Raw genomic sequence first — 10,109 nt, forward strand, 5'->3', positions numbered from 1 at the left:
TGGCTGGGCATCGACGAGGCGTCGAAGGTGCTGCTGATCTACCTGGCGTGCTTCGCGCCCATCGCCCTGGCGGCCAAGGCCGGCGTTCGCAGCGCCAGCACCGAGCAGCTCAATGCCGCGGCCTCGCTGGGTGCGAGCCGCCTGCAGGTGGTGTGGCATGTGGTGGTGCCGGCGGCGCTGCCGGAGATCCTGGTGGGCCTGCGCATCGCCCTGGGCTTCGGCTGGACGACGCTGGTGGCGGCCGAGATGGTGGCCGCCACCGTGGGCGTGGGGCAGATGGTGCTCAACGCCTCGAACTTCCTGCGCACCGACCTGGTGGTGATGGGCATTCTGGTGATCGGCCTGGTGGCCTGGTCCTTCGACCTGGCGGTGCGCTGGGCCGAGGCGCGGCTGGTGCCGTGGAAGGGGCGTGCCTGAATCCAGGCACCGAAGGCACGCCCGACCCCCGCCGTTGGTCTGGCTTACTTGAGCAGGCCTTCGGCCTTGAGGGCCGCCTGCACCGCAGGGCGGGCGCCCACGCGGGCGTGGTGGGCCGACAGGTGGGTCAGGTGGGACGTGTCCAGGCCCACCACCTTGCCCCAGCCCACGACGGTGAACAGGTAGCCGTCGGCCACCGAGAAATGCTCGCCCATGAGCCATTCCTTGCCGTCGAGCTGGCTGTCCACCCACTGCAGGCGCGACAGGAGCTTTTCGCGCACGGTGGTCTTGTATTCCTCGGGCGTGGACGAACCGAACAGCGGGCTGAAGCCCTTGTGCAGTTCGGTGCCGATGAAGGTCAGCCATTCCTGCAGGCGGTAGCGGGCCAGGGTGCCGTTGGCGGGGGCCAGGTTCTTGAGGGGGGCCTGGTCGGCGATGTATTGCACGATGGCCGGGCCTTCGCGCAGGCGGGTGCCGTCGTCCAGCTCCAGCAGGGGCACGTAGCCCAGCGGGTTGATCGTGTAGTAGTCCGTGCCGTCCTGCAGCTTGTGGCTCTTGGTGCTGGCCAGCACGGGGGTGAAGGCCAGGCCCGCTTCGTGCAGGGCGATGTGGGGGGGAGAGCGAGCAGGCGCCGGGGCTGTAGTAGAGCTTCATGGATGACCCGAAGGTGTGGTGTTGGACAAGCTCTGCATGCTAGCCGGAAGCGGCCGAGGCCGCTGAAGGCGGGGGGCGCCGGGCGCGTGACCGCCTCCAGCTGGCCCAGGTAGTGCAGGGCGTGGGCCCGGTCCGGCCCGCACATGGCCGGCTCGGGCTGCAGCGAGCCGCACACGGCCGGGCGCTCCGGGTGGCCGAAGATGCGGCAGCGCTGCGCATCGTCCAGCTGGATGCAGCGCACGCCGGCCGGCTTGCCCTGGGGCATGCCGGGGATCGGGCTGGTGATCGAGGGGGCCGTGCAGCAGGCGCCGCAGCCGGGCCGGCAGGTCGTCAAATGGAATACCCCATTGGATACTATTAAATTGATAGCAATATGCCCTAGTGGATATTGCGCTGGAGGCCGTTTTGAGGGTTGGAGCAGGGCGGATGGCCCGCCCCAGGCCGTGCGCAGGCGCTTCGCCCGGCCGCTCGCATCTTCGCATGCCGACCCGTGCCGGGCGGGCCGCCGTCCTAGCATGGCAGTCCCCCTGGGCGCCTGGTGCCTTCACGGGGAACCGGCGGCCCACGCCGGTCCAAAAAAACCATCGAAAGGGATTTCATCTTGAAAGTCGCACAGCCTTCCTCCGCTCAGCCGCATGGCGGCCTGTCCCGCAGCGAATCCATGCCCACGCAGGGGGGGCCGAAACTGGCGCCGGAAGTCCGGCGATTCGACACGTTGCAGCACCCGCTCGGGTCGCGCAACGCCCGCAATCCCGGCACCGTCAGCATCGCTCGCAACAACCCCAGCGAATGGTCGCGCGTTGCGTGCACCGAGGGGTCGCTGCTGTCCAACATCGAGGTTCGCCCGCACAAGCGCCTTCTGAACCTGACTGGATCGGACCTCTTCGCCACGGGCGGTTTGAGCCAGACGCAAAAGCGGGACCTGCAGCGCGCGGTCACGTCGGTGGTGATGGCCTACAACACGCTGGCGGAGAAGGCAGGCGCCAAGCCCATCACCATCCATGAAAACCACCTGGCGGGGGACGGCAAAGTGCACGAAGACCGCAAGATCCCCCGCGCATCCAACGAGCGGGACTACGACTACTACCACACGCTGGGCGTCAGCTTCGCCGACAACGGCCGCATGCTTCCGCACTACCACCTGGAGTTCGGCGACAAGATGGGCCGCCACAACGTCGCCCCCATCCTGCAGAGCCTGCGCCACATCGGCCAGCAGGTGTTGGGGCAAGACATCCTGGGCGACAAGGAGATCGCCGCGATTCTCGCCAAGCTGCCCGCAGGCCAGCCGGTGGAAGGCCTGAACGCGCAGCAGATCGAAGCCGCCCGCCAGCGGCTCCCCAACGAGCAGACCGCTCCCGAAGAGCGCGCGAAAAGCCGCGACGATCTTGAATCCGCCTTCATCGCGTTGTCCAGCCAGAACACGGAAGATGCCGAGCCCAAGCGCTTCATCCGCAACATGCACATGAACTCGTTCCGTCCGGCCGAGCCGATGCTCGAATGCTTCTCTGCGGGACACACGTCGGTCATGGACGACCTGGCCAAGGTCGAGGCATACCCCGATTCGGCCGCAGGCCAGCCCGTCGATACCAAGGAGTGGCTCGCGGTGTACCTGGGATTGCGCACCGCCTCGAGAGAACTGGGAGGGTACGAAGGGGGTTCGGAGCCGGAGCGCCAGGCGATCCAGCAGCGCCTGACCGGCGCCATGGGCAAGATTCAGCAGATGCTCAGCCTGCCCTGAAAGGGGCCGGCCCCGCGCCCGCTGCGTGCCGCACTCAGGCGGCCAAGCCCGGCGTGCCCAGCCGGTCGGCCGCCCACAGCACCTGGTCCACCACCGCGCGCACGCGCTGGCGGTGCGGCTCGTGCGCCAGCGTGCCCTGGTCGTCCAGGGCGCTGGCCGCCAGGCCCAGGGCGAAGGACTGCGGGGCCACCCAGCACTCCAGGTTGATGAGCAGGGGCGCCAGGTGGCTCTGCGAGCGCAGGCCGCCCAGGCCGCCGTTGGAAGCGCTCAGCATGCCCACCACCTTGCCGCGGAAGGGGCGGGTGCCGTCGCCCCACACCGGGTGGCCGGCCACGGGGCTGGAGGCCCAGTCGATGGTGTTCTTGAGCAGGGCGGTGTAGCTGCCGTTGTACTCCGGCGAGCAGATGATCCAGCCCGGGTGGGCGTCCAGCGCGGCCTTCAGGCGCAACACGTCGGGCGGGGTGCCGGCGGCTTCCAGGTCGGCGTTGTACATGGGGATGTCGAAGTCCGACAGTTCGAGCAGCGTCACGTCGGCCCCGGCATCGCGCGCGATGTCGGCGGTGGCGCGGGCGAGACGGCGGTTGAACGATTGCTGGCGGGTACTGCCCGCGAAGACGAGGAGTTTTTGCATGGCCGCGATTGAAGCACACCGGCGGGGCAGGAAACCTGCAAGAAACCCGTTGTTGCAAGGCACCTGTTCCACGTGAAACAGCACCGGTGGCAGGGGCGGGCCCGAAGTGGGAAAATCACCGGTTTTCCAGCCTGCCAGGGCCGGCCTTCGGCGCCGTTCCTGCCGGGCACGCCCCGCGCCCTGCGGCGGCGATCGAATCGATGAACGGCCCCGCGGGGCCCCGGAGCAGTCCCATGTTGTACCCCCAGGAATTTGATGTCATCGTCGTCGGTGGCGGCCATGCCGGCACCGAGGCCGCGCTGGCCGCCGCGCGCATGGGCCAGCGCACGCTGCTGCTCACGCACAACATCGAGACGCTGGGGCAGATGAGCTGCAACCCCTCCATCGGCGGCATCGGCAAGGGCCATCTGGTCAAGGAAGTGGATGCGCTGGGCGGTGCCATGGCGCTGGCCACGGACGAGGGCGGCATCCAGTTCCGCATCCTCAACAGTTCCAAGGGCCCGGCCGTGCGGGCCACGCGCGCGCAGGCCGACCGCATCCTGTACAAGGCCGCCATCCGCCGCATGCTGGAGAACCAGCCCAACCTGTGGCTGTTCCAGCAGGCGGTGGACGATCTGATGGTGGAGGGCGACCGCGTGGTGGGCGCCGTCACGCAGGTGGGCCTGCGGTTTCGCAGCCGCACGGTGGTGCTCACGGCCGGCACCTTCCTGGACGGCAAGATCCATGTGGGCTTGAACAACTACGCCGCCGGCCGGGCGGGCGACCCGCCGGCCGCCAGCCTGTCGGCCCGCTTGAAGGAACTGAAGCTGCCGCAGGGGCGCCTGAAGACCGGCACGCCGCCGCGCATCGACGGCCGCAGCATCGACTTTTCCCAATGCGAGGAGCAGCCCGGCGACGGCATGCCCGGCGGTGTGAACGAGGGCACGGTGCCGGTGTTCAGCTTCATGGCGCATGCGCACGGCGGGGCGGCGATGCACCCGCGCCAGGTGCCGTGCTGGATGACCCACACCAACGAGCGCACGCACGACATCATCCGCAGCGGCTTCGACCGCAGCCCGATGTTCACCGGCAAGATCGAGGGCGTTGGCCCGCGCTACTGCCCGAGCGTGGAAGACAAGATCAACCGGTTCGCCGACAAGGACAGCCACCAGATCTTCCTGGAGCCCGAAGGCCTGACCACGCACGAGTTCTATCCCAACGGCATCAGCACCAGCCTGCCGTTCGACATCCAGTACGACCTGGTGCGCAGCATGGCGGGGCTGCAGAACGCGCACATCCTGCGCCCCGGCTACGCCATCGAGTACGACTACTTCGACCCGCGCTCGCTCAAGAGCACGTTCGAGACGCGCCAGGTACAGGGCCTGTTCTTCGCCGGTCAGATCAACGGCACCACGGGCTATGAAGAGGCCGCGGCGCAGGGGTTGTTCGCCGGCATCAATGCCGCGCTGCAGTGCCGCCAGATCAAGGGCGAGGCCAACGATTTCGGCGGCGCCTGGCTGCCGCGGCGGGACGAGGCCTACCTGGGTGTGATGGTGGACGACCTCATCACCAAGGGGGTGACCGAACCCTACCGCATGTTCACCAGCCGGGCCGAGTTCCGCCTGCAGCTGCGCGAGGACAACGCGGACATGCGCTTGACCGAGGCCGGTCGCCAGCTGGGCCTGGTGGACGATGCGCGGTGGGATGCCTTCAGCCGCAAGCGCGATGCGGTTTCACGTGAAACAGAGCGTCTCAAGGCCACCTGGGTGAACCCCCGCAGCCTGCCGGCCGAGGAGTCGGCGCGGGTGCTGGGCAAAGCCATCGAGCACGAATACAACCTGTTCGACCTGTTGCGACGTCCGGAAGTGGACTACGCCACGCTCATGGGCATGGACGGTGGCCGGCTGGCGTCGCCGGACGTTTCACGTGAAACACTCGGTGAGCTGGCCGACCCGGTGGTGGAGCAGGTGGAGATCGCCGCCAAATACTCCGGCTACATCGACCGACAAAAGGACGAAGTGCAGCGCGCCGCCCATTTCGAAACCCTGCGCCTGCCCGCGGAGTTGGACTATCTCCAGGTGCCGGCCCTGTCCATCGAGGTGCGCCAGAAGCTGCAGAAGCACCGTCCGGAAACCCTGGGCCAGGCCTCGCGCATCTCGGGCGTGACGCCAGCCGCGATCTCGCTGCTGCTGGTGCATTTGAAGAAGGGCGGTTTCAAGGGCTTCAGCGCCACGCCTGCCACAGCCGAGGTGCCCGCATGACCGCGCAGGCGTTGCAGGGCACGCTGGCCGAAGGCGCGCAGGCCCTGGGGCTGGGGCTCGGCAGCGCACAGATCGGCCAGTTGATGGATTTCCTGGCGCTGCTGCAGAAGTGGAACAAGGTCTACAACCTGACGGCCGTGCGCGACCCGCAGGAGATGCTCACCCACCACCTGCTGGACAGCCTGGCGGCGGTGCCGCCGCTGCGCCGCCAGCTGGCGCAGGTGCCGGCGGACCTGGATGCCAACCCCGCGCTGCCGCCCCGGCTGCTGGACGTGGGCTCGGGCGGCGGGTTGCCTGGCGTGGTGTTCGCCATCTGCTGCCCGGGCCTGGACGTGAGTTGCGTGGACACCGTGGCCAAGAAGGCGGCGTTCATCCAGCAGGCCGCCGTGACGCTGCGCCTGCCCAACCTGCACGGCATCCACGCCCGGGTCGAGACCCTGGCCGGGCCGTACGATCTGGTGAGCTGCCGCGCCTTCGCCTCGCTGCCGGACTTCACCACCTGGTCGAGCGGCGCCATGGCAGGGCACGCCGTGTGGCTGGCCATGAAGGGCAAGCGGCCCGACGACGAGATCGCCGCGCTGCCGGCGGGCGTACAGGTGTTTCACGTGGAACCTCTCGCCGTGCCCGGCCTGGATGCCGAGCGCTGCATCGTCTGGATGCGGCGCCCGGCGGGTGCGCCGCCGGCCGTCGCTTAAACTCGCTCCTCCAGTTTTCGGGGGGCTTTCATGTTTGGCGTAGCAGATTACGGCGCGTTCGTCGCAGCCATCGTGTTGTTCCTCGCCATTCCCGGCCCCGGCAACCTGGCGCTCATCACCTCCACCAGCAAGGGCGGCGTGCGCGCCGGCTTGGCCGCCACGCTGGGCGTGATGGCCGGCGACCAGGTGCTGATGTGGATGGCGGTGGCGGGCGTCGCCGCGCTGCTGGCCTCGTACCCGGCGGCCTTCCATGCCGTGCAGTGGCTGGGCGCGGCCTACCTGGCGTGGCTGGGCTTCAAGATGCTGACCGCCCGGCCCGGCGGTCAGCCGGTGCTCCACATCGAGCCCCGGCACTACTTCCAGCAGGCGGCGTGGATCACGCTGCTCAATCCCAAGGCCATCGTGTTCTACATGGCGTTCTTCCCGTTGTTCGTAGACCCGGCGCGCCACCAGGGCCTGCTGACCTTCGGCGCCATGGCGGCCACCATCGCGGTGCTCACCTTCCTGTACGGCCTCGTCGTCGTGCTGCTGACCCACCGCCTGGCCGAGCGCATGCGCGCCAACCCGAAGGTCGCGCGCGGGCTGGAGAAGATCGCCGGCGTCTTCCTCATCGGCTTCGGCATCAAGCTGGCCCTCTCCAAATAATTTCCGCGAAACGAAAGCAGTCATGGCCAAGATTTTTTGCATTGCCAATCAGAAGGGTGGGGTGGGCAAGACCACGACCTCCGTCAACCTGGCCGCGGGGCTGGCCAAGATCGGCCAGCGGGTGCTGATGGTCGACCTGGACCCGCAGGGCAATGCCACCATGGGTTCGGGCGTGGACAAGCGCGCGCTGGAGCTGACGGTGTACGACGTGCTGCTGGAGTCGTCCTCGGTCAAGGAGGCGGCGGTGCTGTCGGAAAAGTGCGGCTACCACGTGCTGGGCGCCAACCGCGAACTGGCCGGCGCTGAGGTCGAACTGGTGGCCCTGGAGCACCGCGAGCGGCGCCTGAAGGCAGCCCTCGCCGAGGTGGACAAGGACTACGACTTCATCCTCATCGACTGCCCGCCGTCCTTGAGCATGCTGACCCTGAACGGCCTGTGCTGCGCCCACGGCGTCATCGTGCCCATGCAGTGCGAGTATTTCGCGCTGGAGGGGCTGACCGACCTGGTCAACACCATCAAGCAGGTGCACGCCAACCTGAACAAGGACCTGCAGATCATCGGCCTGCTGCGCGTGATGTTCGACCCGCGCATCACGCTGCAAAGCCAGGTGAGCGAGCAGCTCAAGGACCACTTCGGCGACAAGGTGTTCAACACGGTGATCCCGCGCAACGTGCGCCTGGCCGAGGCACCGAGCTACGGCCTGCCCGGCGTGGTGTTCGACCCGTCCGCCAAGGGCAGCCAGGCGTTCGTGGACTTCGCCCGCGAGATGGTCAAGCGCGTCAAGCGCATGTAGGCCGCAGCGGGTTTGAGTGCCAGATCGCCCTCATGCCGTCGGATTCATTGCCCTCTTTGCTATCAAAAACATAGTATGAAACCAGACAACGTGCTGCTGCTGCCCGGTTGGCAGAACTCCGGGGAAGACCACTGGCAAAGCCGCTGGGAGCGCCTGCACGGCCACCGGCGCGTGGAGCAGCACGACTGGATGCACCCGCTGCGTGGCGACTGGTCCGCCCGCCTGGAAGAGGTGGTGGTGGACGCCGGCGGCCCCGTGGTGCTGGTGGCGCACAGCCTGGGCTGCATCCTCACCGCCTGGTGGGCGGCGCATTCGAAGAATGCCCACCGGGTGCGCGGCGCGCTGCTGGTGGCCCCCGGCGACGTGGAGCACCCCGACATCGCGCCCCTGCTGCCCGGCTGGGCCCCCATCGCGCGCCAGCCGCTGCCGTTTCCTGCCGTGCTGGTGGGCAGCCGCAACGACCCCTATTGCAGCTTCGAGCGCGTGCAGGGGCTGGGCCACGACTGGGGCGCGCGCTTCGTCGATGCGGGCGCGCTCGGCCACATCAATGCCGAGTCGGGCCTGGGGGACTGGTCCGAGGGCCTGGCATGGCTGCAGTCGCTGCTGCTGCAGGCACCGGGGCCCGCAGCATGACGCCGGCCGCCCCCATCGATCTGCTGGCGCTGGCGCGCTCGGCCCCCCAGGCCTGGCGGTCGCAGGTGTGCGGGGTGGCCGCGGGCGCACAGGTGAAGGTGCTGCGCATGGATGCGCAGGCCTACCCCGACGAGGTCCACGATTTCGACGAAGCCCTGCTGGTGCTGCAAGGGCAGATGAACCTGGAGATCGGCGGGGCCCGCCACGTGGTGCAGGCCGGCGAGGTCTTCATCGTTCCCGCGGGCATGCCGCACGCCGTGGCGCCCGGCAGCCACGGCACCCTGGTCATCCTCGACCGCTGACTGCATTCCCCTTATCTCTTCCGGCGGCCCGAAGGGCCCTTGCCCGCGCCGGCCCCCTTCCTTCGAGAACCAACACAGAAAGCACACCACCATGGTCACCAAGAAACCCAAGGGCCTCGGCCGCGGCCTGGAAGCACTGCTGGGCCCCAAGGTCGCGGAAAAGGGCGATGCCGCCCCGCCGCCGCCCGAAGGCACTCCCACCACGCTGGCCCTGGCCGACATGGTGCCCGGCATGTACCAGCCCCGCACGCGCATGGACGAGGGCGCGCTGTACGAGCTGGCCGAGTCGATCAAGGCGCAGGGCATCATGCAGCCGATCCTGGTGCGCCGGCTGGCGCAGGGCGATCATGCGGGCCGCTACGAGATCATCGCCGGCGAGCGGCGCTTTCGGGCCGCGCGGCTGGCGGGCCTGGCCGAGGTGCCGGTGCTGGTGCGCGACGTGCCCGACGAGTCGGCCGCCGCCATGGCCCTCATCGAGAACATCCAGCGCGAGGACCTGAACCCGCTCGAAGAGGCGCAGGGCCTGTCGCGCCTGGTCAAGGAATTCGGTCTCACGCACGAGCAGGCCGCGCAGGCCGTGGGCCGCTCGCGCAGCGCCGCCAGCAACCTGCTGCGCCTGCTGAACCTGGCCGATCCGGTGCAGACGATGCTGATGGCCGGCGACATCGACATGGGCCATGCGCGCGCGCTGCTGTCGCTGGACCGGGCGGCGCAGATCACGGCGGGCAACCAGATCGCGGCCAAGAAGCTGTCGGTGCGCGAGGCCGAGGCCCTGGTCAAGAAGATCGGCGCCGAGTTCAGCCTGGTGCCCCAAAAGCCCAAGAAGGACGCCAAGTCGCGCGACCTCAAGCGGGTGGAGGAGGAACTGTCCGACCTGCTCATGGCCGAGGTCGAGGTGCGGGTCAAAAAGCGCGTCAAGCGTGGCAGCCGCACCGAGGAGATGGGCGAGCTGGCGATCCAGTTCGGCTCGATCGAGGCGCTCAACGGCCTGATCGAGCGCCTGCGGGGCTGACGCTCTCCCTGCCGCACGGCACCAGCGCATTGCGTTGGTCGATATGCGAAATCCGCGCTTTGCGCGGGCGCGATCCCTGTTCAGAATCGGCGCCCCGTCGGCATGGCTCCACTGGTGGCGTTGGGCCGCGCAGGGAGGCCGGCGGACAGGGAGGTGCATACCAATGAAAGTGACAGTGAACGCTGCCGAGGTGAAACACCGGCAGCCCGAATCCACCGGGGCCGATGGCGCGCCGGCCATCGGCAAAAGCGGGCCCGCTGCGGCGGGGCCATCGGGCCATCCGGACCTGGCGGCCAGGCAACCCCGTTCCCCGGGCGCCGAGGCCGTGCGATCGCGCGTGCCGCTGTCG

The 10,109-nt window shown here is 68.8% G+C and carries 11 protein-coding genes and 2 pseudogenes; 10 read left to right on the forward strand and 3 right to left on the reverse strand.

Annotated features, from left to right (window positions below; translation table 11 throughout):
* On the forward strand, window positions 1-417 hold a 417-nt coding region (locus AC27KI_RS14155; protein ID WP_487089659.1), incomplete at its 5' end, for an ABC transporter permease subunit.
* A gap of 44 nt (window positions 418-461) precedes the next feature.
* On the opposite strand, the pseudogene gstA reads toward AC27KI_RS14155, so the two are convergent.
* Window positions 462-1,071, reverse strand: a pseudogene (gene gstA / locus AC27KI_RS14160) (glutathione transferase GstA).
* A 76-nt stretch (window positions 1,072-1,147) separates the two neighbouring features.
* Window positions 1,148-1,405: pseudogene (locus AC27KI_RS14165) on the reverse strand (YkgJ family cysteine cluster protein); the annotation flags it as partial.
* A gap of 267 nt (window positions 1,406-1,672) precedes the next feature.
* Between AC27KI_RS14165 and AC27KI_RS14170 the strand changes: the two are divergent.
* The gene (locus tag AC27KI_RS14170; protein ID WP_487089661.1) at window positions 1,673-2,809 is read left to right on the forward strand and encodes a hypothetical protein; all 1,137 of its coding nucleotides are present in this window, start codon (window positions 1,673-1,675) and stop codon (window positions 2,807-2,809) included.
* A 34-nt stretch (window positions 2,810-2,843) separates the two neighbouring features.
* Here AC27KI_RS14170 and AC27KI_RS14175 read toward each other — a convergent pair whose 3' ends face one another.
* Window positions 2,844-3,440: an NADPH-dependent FMN reductase gene (locus AC27KI_RS14175; protein WP_487089662.1), complete on the reverse strand. Its 597-nt coding sequence runs from the start codon at window positions 3,438-3,440 to the stop codon at window positions 2,844-2,846.
* 233 nt (window positions 3,441-3,673) lie between these two features.
* Here AC27KI_RS14175 and mnmG point away from each other — a divergent pair, with 233 nt between their 5' ends.
* The 8 genes from mnmG to AC27KI_RS14215 all read left to right on the forward strand — a co-directional run.
* The gene (gene mnmG, locus AC27KI_RS14180) at window positions 3,674-5,680 is read left to right on the forward strand and encodes a tRNA uridine-5-carboxymethylaminomethyl(34) synthesis enzyme MnmG (protein ID WP_317356884.1); all 2,007 of its coding nucleotides are present in this window, start codon (window positions 3,674-3,676) and stop codon (window positions 5,678-5,680) included.
* Window positions 5,677-6,375, forward strand: a complete 699-nt coding sequence (rsmG, locus tag AC27KI_RS14185) for a 16S rRNA (guanine(527)-N(7))-methyltransferase RsmG (protein WP_487114380.1) — start codon at window positions 5,677-5,679, stop codon at window positions 6,373-6,375. Before mnmG ends, rsmG begins: the two co-directional genes overlap by 4 nt.
* Before the next feature lie 30 nt (window positions 6,376-6,405).
* On the forward strand, window positions 6,406-7,020 hold the full coding sequence (locus AC27KI_RS14190) for a LysE family transporter (RefSeq protein WP_284430482.1): 615 nt from the start codon (window positions 6,406-6,408) through the stop codon (window positions 7,018-7,020).
* Between the two features lie 22 nt (window positions 7,021-7,042).
* Entirely contained in the window at window positions 7,043-7,813 is a 771-nt protein-coding gene (locus tag AC27KI_RS14195) for a ParA family protein (RefSeq protein ID WP_284405563.1), read from the forward strand.
* 75 nt (window positions 7,814-7,888) lie between these two features.
* Window positions 7,889-8,446, forward strand: a complete 558-nt coding sequence (locus AC27KI_RS14200) for an RBBP9/YdeN family alpha/beta hydrolase (RefSeq protein WP_487114382.1) — start codon at window positions 7,889-7,891, stop codon at window positions 8,444-8,446.
* Window positions 8,443-8,748: a cupin domain-containing protein gene (locus tag AC27KI_RS14205; protein WP_487114384.1), complete on the forward strand. Its 306-nt coding sequence runs from the start codon at window positions 8,443-8,445 to the stop codon at window positions 8,746-8,748. Before AC27KI_RS14200 ends, AC27KI_RS14205 begins: the two co-directional genes overlap by 4 nt.
* Before the next feature lie 91 nt (window positions 8,749-8,839).
* A complete protein-coding gene (locus AC27KI_RS14210) occupies window positions 8,840-9,760 on the forward strand; it encodes a ParB/RepB/Spo0J family partition protein (RefSeq protein ID WP_284397235.1) in 921 nt (306 codons plus the stop codon).
* 163 nt (window positions 9,761-9,923) lie between these two features.
* The coding region (locus AC27KI_RS14215) for a hypothetical protein (protein WP_487114385.1) at window positions 9,924-10,109 on the forward strand (186 nt) is incomplete at its 3' end.

It is taken from the genome of Acidovorax sp. KPB24-03, from assembly GCF_057546605.1.

What these genes read in the sequence shown, in the direction of transcription:
- AC27KI_RS14175 (WP_487089662.1), bottom strand. Translation starts at nt 3,440, where the DNA reads ATGCAAAAACTCCTCGTCTTCGCGGGCAGTACCCGCCAGCAATCGTTC.
- mnmG (WP_317356884.1), top strand. Translation starts at nt 3,674, where the DNA reads ATGTTGTACCCCCAGGAATTTGATGTCATCGTCGTCGGTGGCGGCCAT.
- rsmG (WP_487114380.1), top strand. Translation starts at nt 5,677, where the DNA reads ATGACCGCGCAGGCGTTGCAGGGCACGCTGGCCGAAGGCGCGCAGGCC.
- AC27KI_RS14190 (WP_284430482.1), top strand. Translation starts at nt 6,406, where the DNA reads ATGTTTGGCGTAGCAGATTACGGCGCGTTCGTCGCAGCCATCGTGTTG.
- AC27KI_RS14195 (WP_284405563.1), top strand. Translation starts at nt 7,043, where the DNA reads ATGGCCAAGATTTTTTGCATTGCCAATCAGAAGGGTGGGGTGGGCAAG.
- AC27KI_RS14200 (WP_487114382.1), top strand. Translation starts at nt 7,889, where the DNA reads ATGAAACCAGACAACGTGCTGCTGCTGCCCGGTTGGCAGAACTCCGGG.
- AC27KI_RS14205 (WP_487114384.1), top strand. Translation starts at nt 8,443, where the DNA reads ATGACGCCGGCCGCCCCCATCGATCTGCTGGCGCTGGCGCGCTCGGCC.
- AC27KI_RS14210 (WP_284397235.1), top strand. Translation starts at nt 8,840, where the DNA reads ATGGTCACCAAGAAACCCAAGGGCCTCGGCCGCGGCCTGGAAGCACTG.